This window comes from Burkholderia sp. MSHR3999, assembly GCF_000833595.1.
GTDB classification, from domain to species: Bacteria; Pseudomonadota; Gammaproteobacteria; order Burkholderiales; family Burkholderiaceae; genus Burkholderia; species Burkholderia ubonensis.
Map to the genome: position 1 here is coordinate 1 of NZ_JRFO01000003.1, position 22,358 is coordinate 22,358.

The 22,358-nt window shown below is 63.4% G+C and carries 14 protein-coding genes, 2 tRNA genes and 2 rRNA genes; 4 read left to right on the forward strand and 14 right to left on the reverse strand.

Translation table 11 applies throughout. From position 1 onward, the window contains the following. From KY49_RS12570 to KY49_RS12595, 6 genes are all read right to left on the reverse strand, one after another. Window positions 1–1,841 (reverse strand): 23S ribosomal RNA (locus KY49_RS12570); the annotation flags it as partial. 278 nt (window positions 1,842–2,119) lie between these two features. After that, window positions 2,120–2,195: transfer RNA gene (locus KY49_RS12575), tRNA-Ala, on the reverse strand. Window positions 2,196–2,231: 36 nt separating this feature from the next. Continuing rightward, a tRNA-Ile gene (locus tag KY49_RS12580) sits at window positions 2,232–2,308 on the reverse strand. 63 nt (window positions 2,309–2,371) lie between these two features. Continuing rightward, window positions 2,372–3,902 (reverse strand): 16S ribosomal RNA (locus KY49_RS12585). Between the two features lie 498 nt (window positions 3,903–4,400). Beyond that, window positions 4,401–7,283, reverse strand: coding sequence for a bifunctional YncE family protein/alkaline phosphatase family protein (locus KY49_RS12590; RefSeq protein ID WP_052495647.1), 2,883 nt, complete (start codon window positions 7,281–7,283; stop codon window positions 4,401–4,403). 241 nt (window positions 7,284–7,524) lie between these two features. Further along, entirely contained in the window at window positions 7,525–8,745 is a 1,221-nt protein-coding gene (locus tag KY49_RS12595) for an alpha-hydroxy acid oxidase (RefSeq protein ID WP_042585010.1), read from the reverse strand. Window positions 8,746–8,845: 100 nt separating this feature from the next. Here KY49_RS12595 and KY49_RS12600 point away from each other — a divergent pair, with 100 nt between their 5' ends. Then, a complete protein-coding gene (locus KY49_RS12600) occupies window positions 8,846–9,733 on the forward strand; it encodes a LysR family transcriptional regulator (protein ID WP_042585011.1) in 888 nt (295 codons plus the stop codon). 45 nt (window positions 9,734–9,778) lie between these two features. Here KY49_RS12600 and KY49_RS12605 read toward each other — a convergent pair whose 3' ends face one another. Beyond that, window positions 9,779–11,098, reverse strand: coding sequence for an MFS transporter (locus tag KY49_RS12605; protein ID WP_042585012.1), 1,320 nt, complete (start codon window positions 11,096–11,098; stop codon window positions 9,779–9,781). A gap of 579 nt (window positions 11,099–11,677) precedes the next feature. Between KY49_RS12605 and KY49_RS37130 the strand changes: the two genes are divergently transcribed. After that, window positions 11,678–12,436, forward strand: coding sequence for a hypothetical protein (locus tag KY49_RS37130; protein WP_156162488.1), 759 nt, complete (start codon window positions 11,678–11,680; stop codon window positions 12,434–12,436). 370 nt (window positions 12,437–12,806) lie between these two features. Here the strand turns inward: KY49_RS37130 and KY49_RS12615 are convergent, their stop codons facing one another. Further along, window positions 12,807–15,011: a hypothetical protein gene (locus KY49_RS12615; RefSeq protein WP_042585014.1), complete on the reverse strand. Its 2,205-nt coding sequence runs from the start codon at window positions 15,009–15,011 to the stop codon at window positions 12,807–12,809. A 692-nt stretch (window positions 15,012–15,703) separates the two neighbouring features. On the opposite strand from KY49_RS12615, the gene KY49_RS12620 reads away from it, so the two are divergent. Beyond that, window positions 15,704–16,321, forward strand: coding sequence for a LysE family translocator (locus KY49_RS12620; RefSeq protein WP_042585015.1), 618 nt, complete (start codon window positions 15,704–15,706; stop codon window positions 16,319–16,321). A gap of 108 nt (window positions 16,322–16,429) precedes the next feature. Continuing rightward, entirely contained in the window at window positions 16,430–16,678 is a 249-nt protein-coding gene (locus KY49_RS12625) for a hypothetical protein (protein ID WP_010093371.1), read from the forward strand. Window positions 16,679–16,733: 55 nt separating this feature from the next. Here the strand turns inward: KY49_RS12625 and KY49_RS12630 are convergent, their stop codons facing one another. The 6 genes from KY49_RS12630 to KY49_RS12655 all read right to left on the reverse strand — a co-directional run bounded on the left by KY49_RS12630 (window position 16,734) and on the right by KY49_RS12655 (window position 22,277). Continuing rightward, window positions 16,734–18,092 (reverse strand): MFS transporter, encoded by a 1,359-nt coding sequence (locus tag KY49_RS12630; RefSeq protein WP_042585016.1) that lies wholly within the window; start codon window positions 18,090–18,092, stop codon window positions 16,734–16,736. A gap of 152 nt (window positions 18,093–18,244) precedes the next feature. Next, window positions 18,245–18,631: a 4-carboxymuconolactone decarboxylase gene (pcaC, locus tag KY49_RS12635; protein WP_042585017.1), complete on the reverse strand. Its 387-nt coding sequence runs from the start codon at window positions 18,629–18,631 to the stop codon at window positions 18,245–18,247. A 10-nt stretch (window positions 18,632–18,641) separates the two neighbouring features. Beyond that, window positions 18,642–19,427: a 3-oxoadipate enol-lactonase gene (pcaD, locus tag KY49_RS12640; protein ID WP_042585018.1), complete on the reverse strand. Its 786-nt coding sequence runs from the start codon at window positions 19,425–19,427 to the stop codon at window positions 18,642–18,644. Next, window positions 19,427–20,800, reverse strand: a complete 1,374-nt coding sequence (locus KY49_RS12645; protein ID WP_042585019.1) for a 3-carboxy-cis,cis-muconate cycloisomerase — start codon at window positions 20,798–20,800, stop codon at window positions 19,427–19,429. Before KY49_RS12645 ends, pcaD begins: the two co-directional genes overlap by 1 nt. A gap of 87 nt (window positions 20,801–20,887) precedes the next feature. Next, window positions 20,888–21,544: a 3-oxoacid CoA-transferase subunit B gene (locus tag KY49_RS12650; RefSeq protein ID WP_042585029.1), complete on the reverse strand. Its 657-nt coding sequence runs from the start codon at window positions 21,542–21,544 to the stop codon at window positions 20,888–20,890. Window positions 21,545–21,560: 16 nt separating this feature from the next. Then, window positions 21,561–22,277, reverse strand: coding sequence for a 3-oxoacid CoA-transferase subunit A (locus KY49_RS12655; protein ID WP_042585020.1), 717 nt, complete (start codon window positions 22,275–22,277; stop codon window positions 21,561–21,563). Window positions 22,278–22,358 lie beyond the last annotated feature (81 nt).

Genomic DNA, 22,358 nt, shown 5'->3' on the forward strand with positions numbered 1-22,358 from the left:
ATTTAATCTTCCGGCACCGGGCAGGCGTCACACCCTATACGTCCACTTTCGTGTTTGCAGAGTGCTGTGTTTTTATTAAACAGTCGCAGCCACCAGTTTATTGCAACCCCTTCACCCTCCTGGCGCAGGCCAGTCAAGCTACAAGGCGTACCTTATCCCGAAGTTACGGTACCAATTTGCCGAGTTCCTTCTCCCGAGTTCTCTCAAGCGCCTTAGAATACTCATCTCGCCCACCTGTGTCGGTTTGCGGTACGGTCATCGTTAGACTGAAGCTTAGAGGCTTTTCTTGGAACCACTTCCAATTGCTTCGCTCCCGAGGGAGCTCGCGCCACACCCTTGAATCCTGCGCCCGGATTTGCCTAAGCGCCTTCTCCAATGCAGCGACCGGGACTTCCAACACCCGGACAACCTTCCGCGATCCGTCCCCCATCGCATCTAACGACGGTGCAGGAATATTGACCTGCTTCCCATCAGCTACGCATTTCTGCCTCGCCTTAGGGGCCGACTCACCCTACGCCGATGAACGTTGCGTAGGAAACCTTGGGCTTACGGCGAGGGGCCTTTCACCCCCTTTATCGCTACTCATGTCAGCATTCGCACTTCCGATACCCTCCAGCACCCTTTACAAGGCACCTTCGCAGGCTTACGGAACGCTCTCCTACCATGCGAGACTAGCTCGCATCCGCAGCTTCGGTATATGGCTTAGCCCCGTTACATCTTCCGCGCAGGACGACTCGATCAGTGAGCTATTACGCTTTCTTTAAAGGGTGGCTGCTTCTAAGCCAACCTCCTGACTGTTTTAGCCTTCCCACTTCGTTTCCCACTTAGCCATATTTGGGGACCTTAGCTGGCGGTCTGGGTTGTTTCCCTCTTGACACCGGACGTTAGCACCCGATGTCTGTCTCCCGTGATTGCACTCTTCGGTATTCGGAGTTTGCTATGGCGGGGTAATCTGCAATAGACCCCCCAACCATGACAGTGCTCTACCCCCGAAGGTGAGACACGAGGCACTACCTAAATAGTTTTCGGAGAGAACCAGCTATTTCCAGGTTTGTTTAGCCTTTCACCCCTATCCACAGCTCATCCCCTAACTTTTCAACGTTAGTGGGTTCGGACCTCCAGTACGTGTTACCGCACCTTCATCCTGGCCATGGATAGATCACCTGGTTTCGGGTCTACGCCCAGCAACTGAACGCCCTATTCGGACTCGCTTTCGCTACGCCTGCCCTATACGGTTAAGCTTGCTACTGAACGTAAGTCGCTGACCCATTATACAAAAGGTACGCCGTCACCCCTTACGAGGCTCCGACTGTTTGTATGCATGCGGTTTCAGGATCTATTTCACTCCCCTCCCGGGGTTCTTTTCGCCTTTCCCTCACGGTACTGGTTCACTATCGGTCGATCACGAGTATTTAGCCTTGGAGGATGGTCCCCCCATCTTCAGACAGGATTTCACGTGTCCCGCCCTACTTGTCGCACACCTAGTTCTTTCATACTGTTTTCGCCTACAGGGCTATCACCTGCTATGGCCGCACTTTCCAGAGCGTTCGGCTAACAATACAAATAAAGAGTGCAAGGCTCATCCCATTTCGCTCGCCACTACTTTGGGAATCTCGGTTGATTTCTTTTCCTGCGGTTACTTAGATGTTTCAGTTCACCGCGTTCGCTTCACATGGCCTATGTATTCAGCCATGGATACTCCATAAGGAGTGGGTTTCCCCATTCGGACATCTACGGATCAAAGCTCGTTTGCCAGCTCCCCGTAGCTTTTCGCAGGCTACCGCGTCCTTCATCGCCTGTGATCGCCAAGGCATCCACCACATGCACTTGTTCGCTTGACCCTATAACGAGTCTGTCTCGTTACAGGTTGAGTTCTCGCGTTGTGCCGTATTCCAATTGAGCCGAACATGAAGTTCGAATCATCTTGAGATACATCGATACAATCACAACCCGGATAGTTTCCACGTCCATCTCAAAGACGCTTCCGCTATCCAAATTACTTGCTTCTTCCAGATTGTTAAAGAACGACAGCCGATATGGTGTTACTCATATCACTCTGACTGGCTCAATCGCCAATGGCAAAAGTTCGATCAAGTCGAACGCTTGTCATTGAAGATTGTGGTGGAGGCAGACGGGATCGAACCGACGACCCCCTGCTTGCAAAGCAGGTGCTCTCCCAGCTGAGCTATGCCCCCATACAGAGACTTCCCAGGGTACTTCCGCCAGACAATTGGTGGGTCTGGTTGGATTCGAACCAACGACCCCCGCCTTATCAAGACGGTGCTCTAACCGACTGAGCTACAGACCCCTGAGTCTGTCCTGATTTACAGCCGATAAGCGTGAGCGCTCAACTTGTGCGAGATAGCTCTGGAAAGGAGGTGATCCAGCCGCACCTTCCGATACGGCTACCTTGTTACGACTTCACCCCAGTCATGAATCCTACCGTGGTGACCGTCCTCCTTGCGGTTAGACTAGCCACTTCTGGTAAAACCCACTCCCATGGTGTGACGGGCGGTGTGTACAAGACCCGGGAACGTATTCACCGCGGCATGCTGATCCGCGATTACTAGCGATTCCAGCTTCATGCACTCGAGTTGCAGAGTGCAATCCGGACTACGATCGGTTTTCTGGGATTGGCTCCCCCTCGCGGGTTGGCGACCCTCTGTTCCGACCATTGTATGACGTGTGAAGCCCTACCCATAAGGGCCATGAGGACTTGACGTCATCCCCACCTTCCTCCGGTTTGTCACCGGCAGTCTCCTTAGAGTGCTCTTGCGTAGCAACTAAGGACAAGGGTTGCGCTCGTTGCGGGACTTAACCCAACATCTCACGACACGAGCTGACGACAGCCATGCAGCACCTGTGCGCCGGTTCTCTTTCGAGCACTCCCGAATCTCTTCAGGATTCCGACCATGTCAAGGGTAGGTAAGGTTTTTCGCGTTGCATCGAATTAATCCACATCATCCACCGCTTGTGCGGGTCCCCGTCAATTCCTTTGAGTTTTAATCTTGCGACCGTACTCCCCAGGCGGTCAACTTCACGCGTTAGCTACGTTACTAAGGAAATGAATCCCCAACAACTAGTTGACATCGTTTAGGGCGTGGACTACCAGGGTATCTAATCCTGTTTGCTCCCCACGCTTTCGTGCATGAGCGTCAGTATTGGCCCAGGGGGCTGCCTTCGCCATCGGTATTCCTCCACATCTCTACGCATTTCACTGCTACACGTGGAATTCTACCCCCCTCTGCCATACTCTAGCCCGCCAGTCACCAATGCAGTTCCCAGGTTGAGCCCGGGGATTTCACATCGGTCTTAGCGAACCGCCTGCGCACGCTTTACGCCCAGTAATTCCGATTAACGCTCGCACCCTACGTATTACCGCGGCTGCTGGCACGTAGTTAGCCGGTGCTTATTCTTCCGGTACCGTCATCCCCCGATCATATTAGGACCAGGGATTTCTTTCCGGACAAAAGTGCTTTACAACCCGAAGGCCTTCTTCACACACGCGGCATTGCTGGATCAGGCTTGCGCCCATTGTCCAAAATTCCCCACTGCTGCCTCCCGTAGGAGTCTGGGCCGTGTCTCAGTCCCAGTGTGGCTGGTCGTCCTCTCAGACCAGCTACTGATCGTCGCCTTGGTAGGCCTTTACCCCACCAACTAGCTAATCAGCCATCGGCCAACCCTATAGCGCGAGGCCCGAAGGTCCCCCGCTTTCATCCGTGGATCGTATGCGGTATTAATCCGGCTTTCGCCGGGCTATCCCCCACTACAGGACATGTTCCGATGTATTACTCACCCGTTCGCCACTCGCCACCAGGCCGAAGCCCGTGCTGCCGTTCGACTTGCATGTGTAAGGCATGCCGCCAGCGTTCAATCTGAGCCAGGATCAAACTCTTCAGTTCAAACCTGTTACTGTTTTCGGTTCCGTAGAACCGGTCGCTCATTCAAAGCTGACAGGAATATGAATTGCTTCATAAACCTGACTTACTTTAGTGTGAGACTCTTGATACTTTTGCCAATCCGATCTGACGATCGGCTCGCTGTCATCAAGCGCCCACACTTATCGGCTGTTAATTTTTAAAGAACGTTTCTGCGAGAAAACCGTCTTTCCCGGCAGCGCTGCGTTGTCAGCAGCAGAGAAGAGAAATTATGAACACTGTTTCGCAGTTCGTCAACAACTTTTTTGCTAGATCGTTGCGACTGCGGGGTTCATCTGCCCTCCCCCTTCCGCGCCGCGTTGCCGTCAGCGCGAAAGAGGCGTGATTCTAGGCACCTCCCGCGTTCCGCGCAAGGGGTTGCGTGAAATAAATGTAAAAGCCCCGGTGCGCTGCCGCGCACCGGGGCTTTTGCGTTGACGCGCCCTCTATATATAGGAGGAGAACGCGTAGCCGATCAAACGATCAGTCGTCGTCGCGGCTCGCCACCTTTTGCGTGCGACCCTTGAGCTTCGGATACGGCTTCGAGCCCATCATGCCCTTCCACAGCACGCGGTTGAACTGATCCGCCGGCACCTCGTCGGCATCGTCGAAGTTGAACTTCGCCGTTACCTTCGCCCAATACGCCGCGTCATGTTTCGGCGTGACGTCCGCCCCGGCCGCGTATTGCACGCTCGCGTCCGCTCCCTGAGCCAGTTGCAGGCCGGTGGTCTTCAGCACCGTCGATGCGACGGCCGTGTAGCCCCACGAAGCCGGACCGTGCACGTCGAACACGTCGGTCATCGGGCGCTGGTACGCGGTGTTCAGGTTCATGTGCTGCGTGCCGAGCACGTCCTCAATCGTGCGCAGCGCGTTGACCTGGCTGTAACGCGTCTTGATCACCGCGCCCTGCTTCACGTACGGCCCGATGATGTACGCGGGCCCGCGGTGCGAATCCACGTGATCGGGACCGTCCTGCACGTCGTCCTCGGTCACGACGATCAGCGTGTCGTTCGCATACGGGCTCTTCGCGACGGCCTCGACGAGCCGGCCGACCGCAAGATCATTGTCCGCCTGCTGCGTTTCCGGCGTGTTCACGCCGGCGAACGCCGTGCCGAACGCCCCCATGTGATCGTGGGACAGACGCACCAGCGACAGCGTCGGCAGGTTGCCTCCCGCGACGTACTGGTCGAACTCGTGCTTCCACTCGTTCAGACGCCACTGATCCGGATAGGTCTGGTCGAAGCCGCGGAAGTACACATCCGTCATCGACGCGAGCCTCGGATCGAGCGCGGCAACCTGGACGACGCCTGCCGCGCGCGGATCCGTGATCGGGCTCGCGGCCGTGCCGATGCTGCCGATGTTGTTCACGAGGAAGCCGTAATTGCGGACCGTGCCGCCGGCGGCAAGCACCGCGTCGAAGATATAGCCTCGCTGGCGGCCGAACGGCGCATCGGACGACGCGTGATTGCCGGTGCCCGGCAGCAGGTTTGCCGCGCCGCCCGGAAGGCCGGCGGCGGCATTGCTGTAGTTCGTGGTGCCGGCCGGGCCCGCCGCCGCATCGCGTTGCTGCACCGTATCCCAGTTGACCGGCACGTTGCGGTTCGAGCCCTCGCTCTCATAGGACAAACCGCGGTTGACCGCCGCGTAGTTGATCTGCTGGGTAATCGTCTCGGTGTTGGTGACCCGCCCCTGGAGCGCCCACGACCAGCCGTCCATGCTGCCATCGCCCGGGTTCATGAAGTTGTCGAGCGTCACGAACCGGCTCGCCAGGCGATGGAAGTTCGGCGTGATGCTCCGGCCGAACTGGGCCAGCCGCGGGTCGCCGTTGGCGCCATTGCCGATGTCGCCGAGCACCTGGTCGAACGTGCGGTTTTCCTTGACGACGTAGATCACATGCTTGATGTGGCGACGCAGGAAACCCATCACTTCATTGTCCTGGGCGTTTTCCTCCGGACGATAGAAGTTGTTGCGCGCGGCCTGCTGCGTCAGCTTCGGCAACTCGTTGGCCGCCGGCACCGGCGCGCTCACGAGCGACGCGCGCTCGAGCTGGAACTGGTACTCGTTCGACGCGCGCGACGCGGCGGCCTGCGCCGGGGTCGCACCGAACAGATGGTCCGGATTCGGGCCGGTCGCACTCTTGCCGTTGACCACATACATCCACGTACCGTCGGCGCTGAACGTCACGTCATGCGGCTCGAAGGCGGTCGGGATCAGTCCGGTGACGCGATATGCGCGCGGGCCGACGAGCGGGATGACGGCGATCTCGTTCGCGCCGGCGTTGGTCGCGTAAAGCGTGCGGCCGTCGCGCGACAGCGTGACCGAGTACGTCGCCGCACCGGTGTGCGCCTGGCCGTGCGCCAGCACGCCGGCCGGCGCACGCGCGTCGATCCGGGTCACGACCGCGTTGCTGTTCGTATCGATCACCGCGACCTGGTCGGCGTTGTCCTGCGCGACGAACAGCATCGATTGCGACGCGTCGAGCGTCATGCCGAGCGCGCTGCCGTCCAGCTTGATGCGCTTGATCAGGCGGCCGTGGGACGGCGACGCGATATCGATCGCGACGATTTCGCGATCGCGATCCGACGACACGTACGCGACATCGTTGCCCTTGACGACCACCGCGAACGGAAAGGTGCCGCCGGCCTCGCCGTTCCGTCCTTCGTTGCCGGAGAAGAACGGACGCAGGTCGTGCTCGTAACGCACGCTGTTGGTCGCGGTATCGATCACGCTGATCGAATCGTTGTAGTTGTTCGCGACGACGAGCGTCTTGCCGTCGGACGACAGCGCGAGACCGGCCGCGTTCGGCTGGACGCGAATGCCGACGCCCTTGCCGTTGTGGCCGAGCGCGATCGTGCCCGACAGCGCCCATGCGCCGCCTTGCCGGGCGTAGACGTAAACCGCGTCGTCGCTGCCGCCCGTCGCGTAGAGCTTGCTGCCGTCGTGCGAAAAGGCCAGACCGACGAACGCGTTGGTCTGCTGGAGCACCTGCTTCAGCGCCGGGCGGGCCTTGTTCGCGCCCGAAACGTCGTACAGGAAGATGTATTGCGTCGAGTTCGCGGTGTCGACCGTGCCATCCGGCCGATACAGCGAATTCTGGCCGGCGGTGATGATCGCCAGCGTCTTGCCGTCCGGGCTCAGTTGCGAGCGCACCGCTTCGCCAGCGACGAAATGCGGGTAGGCCGGCAGGCCCGGATTCAGAAACTGCTGGACCGCGCCGCGCACGGCCAGCGGCGTGACGAACTGACCGCTCGGCACGCGGGCGGCATCGGCGGAGCCGAGACCATCGGCGCGAGCCGGTGACGCAAGAAGCACGGCGGACATGACGGCTCCGAGCCGGAGCACGCGCTTGACGTTGCAGTGTTTCATAGGATTCCTCATGACATGGGAGTGACGGATATCGTCTGACATGATCGAGGCTTCGTCAGGCCGTGTCGCGCTGCGTCGAGGGTCCGTGCCAGTCGATCGAATGTCTTGTGCCGGCGATCGTCGGCGCCCCGGCATTACAGCTCCGCCCAATGTCAAGCGGATGACCGGTCCTGTTCCTGACCGGTCAATTACATATGGTTACAGCAAAGACGTTTCCATGACAGCGATAACGATGCTGCGGTCAGCGCCTGCGGATCAGCATGTCGGACGTGAGCTCGCCGCAGCCGTTCGCGCCCACCATCGCCATGTTGCGGTCGATCTCTTCCTGCAGCAGCCGGATCGCATGCGTCACGCCGGCCTCACCCGCGACGGCAGCCGCATAATTGAACGGGCGTCCCACGAACACCATGCGCGCGCCCAGCGCCAGCGCCTTGAGCACGTCCGCCCCCCGCCGAAAACCGCTGTCGACCATCACCGGATACTCGCTGCCCACGGCTTGCACCACGTCCCGCAGGATCCGCATCGGCGACGTAGCGCCGTCCAGCTGGCGACCGCCATGATTGGACAGAATGATCCCGTCCGCGCCCGCCTCGCGCGCGATGACGGCATCTTCGACACTCAGGATGCCCTTGATGACCAGCTCACCCTTCCATTGCTGTCGAATTCGCGTCAGGTGTTCCCAGTTGAGATGGTCGCGTGCGGAGAAGTCCCGTAGCACGTTGGCGGAGAGGATCGGCGCGCCGCGTGTCGCAAAGGAATTCTCGAAGTGGGGCATGCCGTGCGCGGCCAACGTCCGCGCGAAGGTGCCCAGCAGCCAGCGCGGCCGCGTCAGCCCATCCCAGCAAAGACGCAGGCTGGGGCGCAGCGGAGTCGAGAATCCCGCACGGACGTTGTTTTCGCGGTTGGCCGACACGGGAATGTCGACGGTGATCACCAGCGTCCGGTAGCCGGCGCGTGCAATGCGCTCGAGCAGCGCGCTGATGCGGGCGTGATCGCCCGGAATGTACGCCTGAAACCACGTTCCCGGCGCAGCCTCGGCAACCTCTTCCAACGGAATGAGCGATGAGCCGCTCATGATCGAGACGATCCCGGCCGCCTTCGCCGCGCGCGCCAGCACGATGTCGCCTCGATACGTCGACAGCGCATTGATGCCCATCGGCGCGATGCCGAAAGGCGACGCAAAACGCTGACCGAACAATTCAACCGTCTGTTGCCGCTGGGAAACGTCACGCAGTACGCGCGTCAGCAACCCGTATTCGTCGAACACCGCACGATTGTCGTCGAGGGTGCGGTTGTCTTCCGCGGCGCCGCTGACGTAGCCGAAGATCGGACGCGGCAAGATCCGCCGCGCCCGGGCCTCGAAGTCGTGCAGGCTCAGCACGTTTCGCAAGGCACGGGGCGACACGCTGGCGCCGGACGCAGGTTGACGCGCTTCCGCGATTCGAGAAGTAACGGTGGTCATCAATGAGTTTCCGTGAAACGACGCTGCCATTCTAGGTAGCCGCATCATCGAATAAAAGCGATAATATTCAAACGATCTCGTTCTACAAAAGCGAAATACTTTGGCGACTCCGACATTCAAGCAACTGGATGCCTTCTACTGGGCGGCGACCTCCGCGAACTTCGCAACCGCGGCGCAGCGACTCAATCTGTCCATCTCGTCGTTGTCCAAGCGGATCAACGAGCTGGAGCAGGCCACGGGGCGCGCGCTGTTCGACCGCAGCGGCCATCGAGCCGTATTGACGGAGGACGGTGAGACGTTGCTGCCCGCCGCGATCCGGGTGCTGGAATCCGTGGCTGCGCTGCAGGATGCGTTCGCGCAAGACAAGGGCTTGACCGGCCGCCTGAGCTTTGGCGTGGGCGAGCTGTCCGCGTTGACCTGGCTGCCGCGATTCGTGGCGGCCGTCCAGAAATTGCATCCGCAATTGAAGCTGGAGCCGTACGTCGACGTCGGCGCCGTGCTCGAAGCCAAGGTCGATGCGGGCGAGCTCGACTTCGCGGTGATAGCGGGCCGTTCGTCGCGCGGCAGCATCCTGTCGCAACAGGTGACGGAGGCCCGGTTCGCGTGGATGGCGTCGGAGCGACTGGTCGGCAGCGCGCGCACGTTGACGCCCGCGTTGCTGGAACGACACCCGCTCGTCACGTTGCCCGCCGGTGCCGGCACGACGCACATCCTGGACGAGTGGTTGCTGGCGACCGGCGTCAACCATGCGCGCCGTATCACGTGCAACAACTGGAGCGCCTTGGCGGGCATGATGCGCGAAGGCGTCGGCATCGGCTTCCTGCCTGCCGATTGGGCCGCCGCGCACACGGACGCGGCGCTGGTGCGACTGGCGAGCAAGCCCGCGTTGTCGCCGCTGCCCTATGCATTTCAGTGGCGGCGCGGCGACATGCGCGGCCTGATTCCATCGATGCTGGCGCTGGTGCGGCAGTACGCGGATTTTCGCTAGCCCAACCAGCGGCGCGTTGCAGCGTCGGTCGCACGGTCGCGATGCTCAATCCTGATCGATGCAGGAGACCTTCTTCGGATCGGGCATCCACAGATAGCACAGCAGCGACACCAGCACGCATGCGGACACATACCAGAAGAACCAGCTTTCGTGCCCGATGCTCTTGGTCCACAGGGCGATGTACTCGGCCGTGCCGCCGAACAGCGACACCGTGATGGCATAGGGCAGCCCCACGCCCAGCGCGCGGATGCCGACCGGAAACAGTTCGGCCTTGGCCACCGCGCTGACGGACGAATACAGGCTGACGATCGACAGCGCAGCCAATATCAGCATGAGCGCGCCCCCGATGCTCTGGACCCTGGTCAGTTCGTGGAAGATCGGCACGGTACATACCGTTCCCAGTACGCCGAAGGCGATCAGCAACGGGCGGCGGCCGATCCTGTCGGACAGGCTGCCGAACACCGGCTGCAGCAGCACGAACACGATCAGGCTGACCACCGACACCATGGAAGCGTCGGCCTTGCTCATCCCCGCACTATTGACCAGAAACTTCTGCATGTACGTCGTGTAGGCATAGAACGCGACCGTGCCGCCGAGCGTCAGACCGGCGACGATCAGGCATTCGCGCTTGTGCTTGAACAATGCCGCAAGGGAAGGCGGCGGGTGCTTATGCTTGCGTGCCAGTTCGAACGACTCGGTTTCTTCCATGTTACGGCGCAGCAGGATCGCCGCGCAGGACGCCAACGCCCCGATGAGGAAGGGGATGCGCCAGCCCCAGCTTTCCAGTTGCTCGGCGCTCAGAAAGAACTGCTGCAGCACGACGAGCACCGCCATCGCCAGCAACTGACCGAGCGAGAGCGTCGCGAACAGGAAGCTGGAATAGAAGCCGCGGTTCGTCTTGTCGGCCATTTCGCTCAGGTAGGTGGCCGAGCTGGCGTACTCGCCGCCAAGACTCAACCCCTGCATGAGACGCGCGGCGACCAGCAGAATCGGCGCCGCCAGGCCTATGCTGTTGTAGCCCGGCGTCAGGCCGATGATCAACGAGCCCGCGCACATCGCCAGCACCGAAACGAGCAAGGCTGCCTTGCGCCCCTTGCGATCGGCATACAGGCCCACCAGCCAGCCGCCGATGGGACGCATGACGAAGCCGACGGCAAAGATGGCCGCGGTATTGAGCAACTGGACCGTCTGGCTTCCGCTCGGGAAGAAGACCTTGGCGAAATACAGCGAAAAGGCCGAATACACGTACCAGTCGTAATACTCGATGAGGTTCCCCACCGAGCCGCTGAAAATGGAGCGAAGGTGCGCGAATGTCCCGGTCTGCCGGACGCCGGCGGTCGGTGCGAGGGGGCTGGCTTTGGGCACGTCAAGTCTCCGTTTCGGTTATTTCAATTGCGCGCGCGGGCGGCAGACGACGGCGCGCAATTGGGTGCCGTGAGAGTAAACGGAGGCGCTGAGCCACGAAAAGCGAAAAAAATTGAACGAATTTGTTCGCCAAACCGAAATGCCGTGACGGTTGCCTCCGTAACAGGCAACCGTTCCGCCGACATCTCCAAAGCGCTACGCTCCAGCGGCAGCCCACAGCTCCGCGAGCGGGCACTCGCACACCAGGTCGATGGGCTTCAAAAGCCTGTGCCGCGTCGATTTGGGGGATAGAGCCGCCCCGCAAGCCCGCGAGCAATAATTTCCTGCGGATGCACGACATTTCCCTCTCCGCCGGACGAAATGGTTTGCCGACCGGATCATATGGCCTTGTTGCGCGAGCAATCGCGAGACAGGGGTATCGCCCTCGTCAGGGATTTCCATACACACGACGAGATTGCTTCGGGTCGCCTGCCGGATACTCCCGCCACTTTGCGGTGTTAGCATCATGGAAGGAGCGTGTTCGTAAAGCGAAACCTTGACGGACATGACTGAAACGAAACATGAACGAGCATCGCGTCCGTGGAATTCCTTTTCTTTCCGTTGTTCATTCTCGTCGGGCTCATCGTACTTATATCCCCATGGGTTGCCGTGGCAGGCACCCTCATCTGGCTGTCCTGCTTCGTATTCAACGTATCCACTCCGCAAAACCGGAAGCGGCTCCGCTTGAAAAGGAAACGTTGGTGGTGGCTGACGGCATGCATCCTGCTGATCCTCGATGCAGCACTTGTTCCCAAAATCCGGGAAAGCCACGAAAGGCAGATGAACGACTATCGGATGAAGATTTCATACACCGGAAACGATTCGGTTTTAACAAAAACCGACATTGATTACCATGGGTTATTGATTCCGGCCGGATCGGTAGTGGAGTGCCTTGGTTACGACTATGGAACCTTCGATCGCTTAACTGCCCTCAATCCGGCAGACGCGCTTTGTGCCGCGCGATTTTCTCGCCCGGTAACCGCGCAAGGAATCGAGTTCACTGCGCTTGTCCCGGATGGCTACAACGGCACCAACCTGCATAACTACGGATATGTAGAGCTCTCCAAAGATCAAGAGATAAACGGCCAATCCTGCAAGAAAGGAGACATGGCGCACTACACCACACCCGGAGTTTCATTCAGGGAGCCTCTCGCCCCGGAAAAATGGAAATTCGAAGGATGCGGAAACGATGAAAAGCCCATCCGGCTGACCGCTGTTCCTCCGCCACCGAAACCGGGATTTTGGGATGCCTTTTTCGATGCGCTATTGCCTCATCCGGGCGGATTTTACTGCTGCTGAAAATTATTCCGGGAAGAAACTTGCGGAGCGCTACCCCGCAAAATCGAACGGTGTAGTCAGCAGCATTTACTGTCTGGATGCCGGTGCCGCTTGCTTCGGACGCCGCGCGAGCGTCTCCGCTACATCCAGAGCGACCTCGATGAAGGCGCGTGCAGCGGCCGTTTGGTAGGCGCCCTTGCGCTGCATGAGGACCGCCGTTCGTTGCAGCGGCAACGGGTCCAGGGCGACGGCGGCCAGATCGTCCCTCCCTCGCGCGATCGTTGCCGCGACCGACGCCGCGCCGGTCCGATCGAACCGACGCGGCCAAGCGGCTCTCACGCGGCGCGCGATCGACGTCGGCGCCTCATCGAGCGATCGAACGCCGGGATGGTCACGACGTCGCGCCCTTCACGGCATTCACGGCATTCACGGCATTGGCGGCATTCCCCGCCGCCGTCTCCGTCGAGCCGCGCCGCGGCGTGTCGCCGCCGGCCGCGCGCGCTTCCCACCAGTACTTGCCCGCGCGCAGTTGCGGATCCTGGATCGCCAGATATGTCGTGCTCCACAGTTGCGCCGCGTTCGCCTCGGTCGCGTCGGCGCTGCGCGTGCCGAACGCCTCCGTCCGGTATTGCCCGTTCGCATACGACCACGACCACATCTCGGTCGAGCGTATGTCCTTCGCGTTCGCGATCACCTGCCAGATCTGCTGGCGCGCCTGCGTGAGCAGCGTGCGCACGTCGCTCGGCAAATCGGTGCGCGCGAGCTGACGGTCGAGGCCCGCGACCCACATCGCCTGCTGCCACGACCAGATCACCGTGCCGTGATACGCGGAACTCGTGAAGCGCGGCCACAGCGTCGAGTCCGCGTACGCCGGATTCGCAATCAGCATGCCGACGTCGGTCACGAGACCGACCGGGAACGGCTGCATCACGTCGGTGACGATGCGCGCGAGCAGCGCGGGCGACGGATTGCCGAACAGCAGTACAAAGCCGCCGTCCGAGTGCATGATCGGAATCGGGTTGCCGCTCGCGTCGAGCGCGATCGCGTCGAACTGCAACGCCGTGCTCGGCACCACGCCGGCCGGCACGCCCGCCTGCGGCGCATACGCGGCGAGCTTCGCGCGCGCGTCGTTCGGCGTGACGGCCACCTGGAAGTACGGCGGCGCGGCGCGCTCCCAGACATCGGCCGCCGCGCCCGCGTTCGCGAGCACGGCACGCTGGTCGGCGCTCAGGTACGGGTCGAGCAGCCCGCGCGCGAGGAAGTTGCTCGTCGCGCGCAGCGCGGCCGGCACGAGCGCGACGTTCACGTCGTATGGGCAGACGCCGCCGCCGATGCCGTCGGTGCTGTCGCGCCAGTTGCCGACGATTTCGCCGGGACGCAGATGGATCAGGTTCGCAGCGAGCGCCTGCTGCGCGAACGGCTGCGCGGTCTGCGCGACGCGCAGCAGATTGGCGACGAAGCGGCTGCCGTTCGTCACGCCATCGCCGCCCTTTTGCGCGAGATACGCGGCGGCGCGCGCCTGCCCGCGCGGATCCTCGATCAGCCAGTCCTCCATGATCGGCGCGAGCATGTAGTCGCCGTCGATCATCTTGTAGTCGTAGGTCGGCGTCGGATCGTTCGGGCGGCCGTGCCGCCGGTTGTCGATCAGCGCGAATTCGCCGATGCCTTCCTCGTGCGCGACCTTGCCGTCCGGCGACAGGCGGCTCAGCACCGAGCCGAGCCCGGCCTCGATCACGTCGGGCTGCAGCACCGGCATCAGCATGCGCACCGAGATCAGCGTGTCGCGGCCGAAGTAGGTGTCGTACTGCCACGAGCCCGCGAGCAGCTTGTCGCTGAAGCTCAGGAATTCGAATACGTTCTGGCTCAGCGGATCGGGGTTGACCGCCGACGTGAACAGATTCGCGTGCGTGATCGGCTGAAGCGGCGTCTCGCCGCTGAACGCCTCGATTCGCAGCCGCAGCACCGGCGCGCCGGATGGCGATTGCAGCAGCAGCTTGCCGGCGCCGTCAGCGGCGATCGCGCCGCCGTCGATCGCCGTGACGCGCAGCGCGTAGCCCGGAGCGCCGTCGACGCGATTGCGCTGCCAGAGCGCGACGTTGCCGGACACGGACGGCGGCGCGACGATGTCGGACGGCACGGTCGCGCCGCCGTTGTAGTCGCGCAGGAAACGCACGGAGCTGAGCAGCGCCTGCCGGATCGACAGGTGGTTCGTATCGGCCGATACGTCGACGCGGATGCCGTACAGCATCCGGCCCGACGCGTCCTGCGTGGTCGTGGGTGAAATCGGCGTGTCCTGGCTCCAGTTGACGGGCTGCGATGTATCGTCGAACCAAAGGCCCGTGCCGCTGTTGCCGGCCGGAAACACGACGAGCAGGCGCGGCTTCGTCGACGCGCGCATCAGCAGATGCGCGGCGATCTTGTCCTGCCGATAGAACACGTTGATCTGCCTGCCGCGGTCGAGCCGGAACGCGAGCGCGGATGCGGGCGGATCGCCGCCGCCGGAAATGTCGTCGTGATCGGAGCAGCTCGCGAGAAAGGCAATGAAAAAGGCGAATAAATAGCTGAAGACTTTCCTCGTATCAAGACGCGCCTTCATATCTCCTCCATTTGCTCGTGGGCAAGGGAAATCGTGTCGAAGAGCCCGGTGAACGGGCGTCGCCTGGCGGCGAAGGCACTGCTGATTGACGCTTGAATCGGGATGCTCGCGGGATCGCGATGCGGATCGCGTGCCGACGCGGCAACGCGTGGTTGCTGTGCGCGTTGCGCGTGTCGCCGTAGCCGCATGGGCCGGCGAGCCGCTGCTGCTGCCGGATGCGGGCCGGGTGGAGTGCGGATGATGCGCGGCGCGAGCCTGTCGCACATCGGCGGAAACATTTGGACTTCGGCTACGTCGCGTGCCGCGCGCTCGCTCCCACACGCAGGTGTGGTTCGTCAGCACGATTGCATGCTAAACCATTCGTCTGATTAATTGGGTGGAAATGCGCACTGCTCATCCCGTTTTTTAATCGTGCAGAGTTGTTGGGTGACGAGTCGATCGGCACGCGAGCTGACAACTTTATTGGTGAAGTTGTGCCAGCTCGAATCACTACTTCCCACCTTTTTATTCAAAGACAACATATTGAGACTGCGGACATCTGTTCCGAGAACCAACAACAACGACAACTCAAAACAACATCAGGACGCCCCCTCTCCGTACCGGCATCCGTCAAACTAACTGTACCGGTACTGTATAGCCAACTGTCGCTAGACTGCCTCCATCCCCCCGCCTCACCGATGGAGAGTCACGCAATGGAATTCCTCACCTTGAGCGCGTTGCCCGCCGGCATGCTGTTCGCGCTCGTCACGTCGATCACACCCGGCCCGAACAACACGATGCTGCTCGCGTCCGGCGTCAATTTCGGCTTCCGCCGCACGATGCCGCATCTGTTCGGCATCAGCATCGGCGTCGCGATCCTGATGCTGTGCGTCGGCTTCGGTCTCGGCGAGGCGTTCAAGCGCGTCCCGGCGCTGTACACGATCCTCGAGATCGCGAGCGTCGCGTACCTGCTGTATCTCGCGTGGCGGATCGGCACGTCCGGCGAAGTCAGCGCGCACGGCGGCAAGGCGCGGCCGATGACGTTCGTCGAAGCCGCCGCGTTCCAGTGGGTCAACCCAAAGGCATGGATGATGGTGCTGACCGCCGCGACGACGGTCCGGCTGTCCGCCGACTATGGGATGAACGCCGCGTGGATGGCCGTCGTGTTCATCCTGATCGGCTTCCCGTGCATCTGCCTGTGGGCGGCGTTCGGCCAGGGCCTGCGACATTTCCTGTCGAACCCGCGCGCGCTGCGCATGTTCAACGTGACGATGGCCGTGCTGTTGATTCTGTCCCTGTATCCGCTCGTCGCGCACCTACTGCCGCAATAGGCAGCAACGAGCGCGCTCGTTGAGATTCACGGCTCGCTGGCGTACGCTTGGATTCCGGGCGTGCAAAACCGCTGCGCCGGTAGAGCCGCTGCTGTCGGGAGACAACGGATGAAGCCAACGCTGAGAGCAGGCGAGCACATCGAAGGAATGCACTGGGTCGCCGAATATCACCAGGAGACCCACCACATCCGGATTCTGCGCGAGGACATCGAGGTCGGCACGTATAGCGCGCCGCCGAGCCTGTTCGGCGAGGAGGACGACGTGGGCGCCCCCAACCTCGCCGATCATCGCAGCCGCGATGCCGCGCTGCTCGCGTATCTGCGCAACTTCGTCAAGGAGCACGACGCGGAAGAATAGCGGCGCTGCCCGGCGCTACCACCGCTACCACCCGGCAGCGCCCCGGCTTCATCGATCAATGTCCGAGCGGCTCCGCGTTGCCTGACGACGGCGCGGCCTCATACGGCCGCGCGGTCTGCTTGATCAGCAGCGCGACGCAGGACAGCACGCCTGCAACGGCGATCGTCGCGAACACGCCCGCGAACGTGAAGTGGCGGCGCGTCAGCTCGGCGACGAGAAACGAGCCGGCAATCCCGCCGAAGCGCCCGACGCCGAGCATCCACGCGACGCCGGTGCCGCGCCCCTCGGTCGGATAGAACGCCGCCGCCAGCGCGGGCATCGACGATTGCGCGGTGTTCATCAGCACGCCGGCGACGAACACGATCAGCACGAGCAGCCCGACGTTGCCGACCGCCTGCCCGATCGCGTACACGCTGACGGCCGTCAGCGCATAGCACACGGCAATCACGCGGTTCGCATTGAAGCGGTCCATCAGCACGCCGCACAGCACGGCGCCGACGCCGCCCAGCGGGAACAGCGCCGAGATCAGCGTCGCGCTTTTCGGGGTCAGGCCGGCGTCCTTCAGCAGGATCGGCATCCAGTTGATCGACGCGTAGAAGATCACGAGGCCCATGAAGTAGGCCAGCCACAGCATCACGGAGCCGACGACGTACGAGCGCGACAGCACGACGCCGATGCCCTTGCTGCCCGTCTGCGGCGCCGTCTCCGTCATCACGAACGAGGCGGCGTTCAGCGCATCGCGCGAAATGCGCGCCAGCGTCGCGCGGATGCGGTCGACGGGCTGGCTGTTCGCGACCATGAAGCGGACGGATTCCGGCATCTTGACGAGCAGCAGGACGCCGAGCAGCAACGGCGTCACGCCGCCCAGCATCAGCACGCTGCGCCAGCCGAAATGCGGAATCATCCACGCGGCGAGGAAACCGCCGAACGCGGCGCCGAGCGGAAAGCCGCAGAACATCAGGTTGATCACGGTCGCGCGGCGCTTGTCCGGGCAGAACTCGCCCATCATCGTGACGGCGTTCGGCATCGCCGCGCCCAGGCCGACGCCGGTCACGAAACGCAGGACCGTCAGCTGTTCGATGCCCGACGAGAACGCGGAAACGAAACACGCCGCGCCGAACAGGAACACCGAGCCGAGCAGCAGCGCGCGGCGCCCGAGACGGTCGGACAGCGGGCCCGACACGAGTGCGCCACACGCGAGGCCGAACAGCGCGGCGCTGAGCACGGGCGCGAGATCGGGCTTGGTGAGGTGCCATTCGGTCAGCAGCGACGGCGCAATGAAGCCGATCGCGGCGGTGTCGAAACCGTCCAGCAGGACGATCACGAAACACATGAGGAACACGAGCCACTGAAAGCCGCCGAACGGCTGCTCGTTGATGAAGGTCTGTACGTTGACGACCGGGGTGCGATTCATCGCCTGTCTCCTGATATATGAGCGGCGCGGCTCATCGGCCGCGCCCTCCTTTGTTTGCGCACCGGATTCGATGCGCTGCGTGCCGATGCACTGTCGGCACGTTGTATGTCAGCCCGTTCATGCGGGCTTCGTCGTCGGCGTCCGGCAGGCCGTCAACCCGCCCCGTCCTGCTCCTTGAAGATCCTGTCCGCGAGATGGAACGCCGAGTTCGCGGCCGGCACGCCGCAATAGATCGCGGTCTGCAGCAGCACTTCCTTGATCTCGTCGCGCGTCACGCCGTTGTTGCGCGCGGCGCGCAGATGCAGCGCGAGCTCCTCGCCGCGGTTCAGCGCGACCATCATCGCGATGGTCAGCAGGCTGCGCGTATGGCGCGGCAGCCCGTCGCGCGTCCAGATCTCGCCCCATGCATAGCGCGTGATCAGGTTCTGGAATTCCTCGGTCACCTCGGTGCGGTTCTCGATCGAACGGTCGACGTGCGCGTCGCCGAGCACCGCGCGGCGCACCTTCATCCCCGCTTCGTAACGTTGCTGGTCATCCATCGCGGGCTCCTCAGGCGGTCAGGAAATCGAGCAGCGCGCGGTTGAAGCCGTCCGTGCACTCGATGTTCGAGATGTGCGCGGCGTCGAATTCGACGTGCTTCGCGCCGGGAATCGCCGCCGCGAGCGCGCGGCCCTGGTCGGGCGGCGTCGACATGTCGTGCACGCCCGTCACGACGAGCACCGGCAGCGCGATGCCCTTCACTTCGTCGCGCAGGTCGGCCGCGTTCAGCGCGTCGCAATTCGCCGCATAGCCGTCCTTGTCGGTATGCACGAACGTGTCGCGGATCGCGTCGATCAGGCGCGGCTCGCGCTCGACGAACGCATTCGTGAACCAGCGCGGCAGCACCGCGTCGGCAAGCGCGGCCATCCCTTCGGTGCGCGCCTTCTGCGCGCGCGGCGCCCACACTTCCGGCGAGCCGATCTTCGCGGCGGTGTTCGCGAGCACCGCGCGGCCGATCCGCGCCGGGTAGCGCGCGGCGAGCGCCGCGCCCGTCAGGCCGCCCATCGAGATCCCGCAGAAATGCGCGCGTGCGATGCCGACGTGATCGAGCAGGCCGATCACGTCGCCCGCGAGCTGGTCGATCGTGTACGAGCCGGCCGGCGCGGCCGAATGGCCGTGGCCGCGCGTGTCGTAGCGCAGGATGTTGAAGTGCTGCGCGAGCGGGCGGATCTGCGGCGCCCACATCTGCAGGTCGGCGCCGAGCGAGTTCGAGAAGACGAGCCACGGCGCGTCGTCGCGCGCGGCGCGATCGATCCGGTAATGCAGTTGCACGCCGTTGACAGTGGCGAAAGGCATCAGTGTTCTCCTTGAGAATTCGGGCCCGCATACACGGCGAGCACGGCGTCGACATAGGCGTGCGCCTCGCCGACGTAATGGGCGGGATCGAGCAGGCTTGCGAGCGCGTCGCGCGACAGATGGGCGGACACGGCGGCGTCGGCAGCGAGCACGTCGAACAGCGTCGCGCCGGTGCGCACCGCTTCCTTCGACGCCCGCTCGACGACGTGATGCGCATCGAGCCGGCCGATCTTGTCGCCGAGCGCGAGCATCACCGCCTCGCCGAGGATCAGGCCGCGCGTCAGGTCGAGGTTGGCGGCCAAGCGTTCGGTGTTCACGTCGAGGCCCGCGACGATCTGCGCGATCTGCGCGAGCGCGCCGCCGGTCAGGCGCGCGAGGTCGGGCAGCGCGTCCCATTCGGCCTGCCAGCCGCCGAGCGCGCGCTCGTGCTCCTGGACCATCCCCGCGAACACCGTCGCGACGAGACCCGGCGCACGCACCGCAGCGGTCAGCACGGCCGCGCAGCCGACCGGGTTGCGCTTGTGCGGCATCGTCGACGAGCCGCCCTTGCCGGCCGCCGCCGGTTCGCCGAGCTCGCCGACTTCGGTCTGCATCTGCAGCGACACGTCGCGCGCGATCTTGCCGAGCGTGCCGGTCAGCATGCCGAAGCACGACGCGGCTTCCGCGATGCGGTCGCGCTGCGTGTGCCACGGCACCGCCGGCAGCGCGAGCGTCAGGTCATCGGCGAGCGCCGCTGCCACGCCCTGCGCGTGCTCGCGCAGGCTCGCGAGCGTGCCCGCCGCGCCGCCGAACTGCAGCACCAGCGCCCGCGCACGCAATTCGGCGAAGCGCGCGCGATGGCGCAGCAGCGCGTCGAGCCATTGCGCGAACTTCAGGCCGAGCGTGATCGGCAGCGCCTGCTGCAGCCACGTGCGGCCGATCATCGGCGTCGCGCGGTGCGTGCGCGCCAGCGCGGCGAGCGACGCGCAGGCCGCATCGAGCATCGGTTCGAGCACGTCGAGCGTGTCGCGCAGCTGCAGCACGGTGGCGGTATCGATGATGTCCTGGCTCGTCGCGCCCCAATGCACGAACTTCGCGGCGTCGGGGTCGTCGGCCTTCACGCGCGCGGTCAGTTGCTTGACGAGCGGAATCGCGAGGTTGCCGCCGAGCGCCGCGTCGCGCGCGAGCGCGTCGGCGTCGAGCTGGTCGGCCCGGCACGCGCGCTCGATCGGCGCGACGGCGGCGGCGGGAATCACCCGCTGCGCGGCGAGCGCGCGCGCGAGCGCCGCCTCGACGTCGAGCATGCGCTGGACGGTCGCACGGGGCGACCAGATCCGGTTGAGCGGCTCGGTGCCGCAGATGAGGGAGGTCAGGCGGGCGCTGTCTTCGAGCATGGCGTCAGGGATGGGAAGCGGCGTGCGCTTATTGTCCACCGAAGCGCGCCGGTGTGCGCTTTGGCGCGCACGCCGGCTGCATCCGGTTCAGGCCGCAGCCTTCTGCGTCGCGTCGATCAGCGGCACGCCGGTCAGCTTCTGCAGCTCGTCGAACGACAGGTCGGTGAAGATCTCCGTCACCGCGAGGCCGTCGCGCGTCACGTCGAGCACGGCGAGGTCCGTATAGATGCGGCTCACGCAGTTGATGCCCGTGACCGGATACGAGCATTGCGCGACGATCTTGCTCTCGCCCTGCTTCGTCAGGTGCTCCATCATCACGAACACCTGCTTCGCGCCGATCGCGAGGTCCATCGCGCCGCCGACGGCCGGAATCGCATCCGGCGCGCCGGTGTGCCAGTTCGCGAGGTCGCCCGTCGCGGACACCTGGAACGCGCCGAGCACGCAGTAGTCGAGATGGCCGCCGCGCATCATCGCGAACGAATCGGCGTGGTGGAAATACGCACCGCCCGTGAGCAGCGTCACGTGCTGCTTGCCGGCGTTGATCAGTTCGTCGTCTTCGTCGCCGGGCGCGGGCGCCGGGCCCATGCCGAGCAGGCCGTTCTCGCTGTGCAGGAAGATTTCCTTGTTCGGGTCGAGATGGTTGCCCACCAGCGTCGGCACGCCGATGCCGAGGTTCACGTACGCGCCTTCGGGAATGTCCTGGGCGACGCGCTTGGCCATTTCATCGCGGGTCAGTCGTTTCATGTCGGTTTTCCTCGAGTCAGGCAGCTTGGGACGCGGCGCGTTCGGCGGCCAGCTCGGCCGCATGCGCGGCCTGCGGCACCTCGACGATCCGCTGCACGAAGATGCCCGGCGTCACGATGTGCTCCGGGTTCAGCCCGCCGAGCGGCACGACTTCCGACACCTGGACGATCGACACCTTCGCCGCGCTGGCCATGATCGGCCCGAAGTTGCGCGCGGTCTTGCGGTACACGAGGTTGCCCCAACGGTCGCCCTTGTACGCCTTCACAAGCGCGAAATCCGCGTGGATCGGCTTCTCGAGCACGTAGAGCCTGCCGTCGATCTCGCGCGTTTCCTTGCCTTCGGCAAGCTTCGTGCCGTAGCCGGTCGGCGTGAAGAAGCCGCCGATGCCCGCGCCCGCCGCGCGGATGCGCTCGGCGAGGTTGCCCTGCGGCACCAGCTCGAGCTCGATCTCGCCCGCGCGGTACAGCGCGTCGAACACCTGCGAATCGCTCTGGCGCGGGAACGAGCAGATGATCTTGCGCACCCGCTTCGCCTTCAGCAGCGCCGCGAGGCCGGTTTCGCCGTTGCCCGCGTTGTTGTTGACGATCGTCAGGTCGCGCGCGCCCTGCTCGATCAGCGCGTCGATCAGTTCGGACGGCATGCCGGCCGTGCCGAAGCCGCCGATCATGATCGTCGCGCCGTCGTGAACGTCGGCGACCGCCGACTGAAGCGATTCGAAAATCTTGTTGACCATGTCTCTTCCTGATACGTACCCGCGGCACGAGGCGCGGCCTGTCGAGGGGACACGCGCGTCTCGCGTGCCGCGCCGGGCCCG

Coding starts and splice junctions, on each gene's coding strand:
- KY49_RS12650 (WP_042585029.1), bottom strand. CDS start 21,544: ATGAAACGACTGACCCGCGATGAAATGGCCAAGCGCGTCGCCCAGGAC.
- KY49_RS12630 (WP_042585016.1), bottom strand. CDS start 18,092: ATGAATCGCACCCCGGTCGTCAACGTACAGACCTTCATCAACGAGCAG.
- KY49_RS12645 (WP_042585019.1), bottom strand. CDS start 20,800: ATGCTCGAAGACAGCGCCCGCCTGACCTCCCTCATCTGCGGCACCGAG.
- KY49_RS12595 (WP_042585010.1), bottom strand. CDS start 8,745: ATGACCACCGTTACTTCTCGAATCGCGGAAGCGCGTCAACCTGCGTCC.
- pcaC (WP_042585017.1), bottom strand. CDS start 18,631: ATGGATGACCAGCAACGTTACGAAGCGGGGATGAAGGTGCGCCGCGCG.
- KY49_RS12615 (WP_042585014.1), bottom strand. CDS start 15,011: ATGAAGGCGCGTCTTGATACGAGGAAAGTCTTCAGCTATTTATTCGCC.
- KY49_RS12620 (WP_042585015.1), top strand. CDS start 15,704: ATGGAATTCCTCACCTTGAGCGCGTTGCCCGCCGGCATGCTGTTCGCG.
- KY49_RS12625 (WP_010093371.1), top strand. CDS start 16,430: ATGAAGCCAACGCTGAGAGCAGGCGAGCACATCGAAGGAATGCACTGG.
- KY49_RS12590 (WP_052495647.1), bottom strand. CDS start 7,283: ATGAAACACTGCAACGTCAAGCGCGTGCTCCGGCTCGGAGCCGTCATG.
- KY49_RS12655 (WP_042585020.1), bottom strand. CDS start 22,277: ATGGTCAACAAGATTTTCGAATCGCTTCAGTCGGCGGTCGCCGACGTT.
- pcaD (WP_042585018.1), bottom strand. CDS start 19,427: ATGCCTTTCGCCACTGTCAACGGCGTGCAACTGCATTACCGGATCGAT.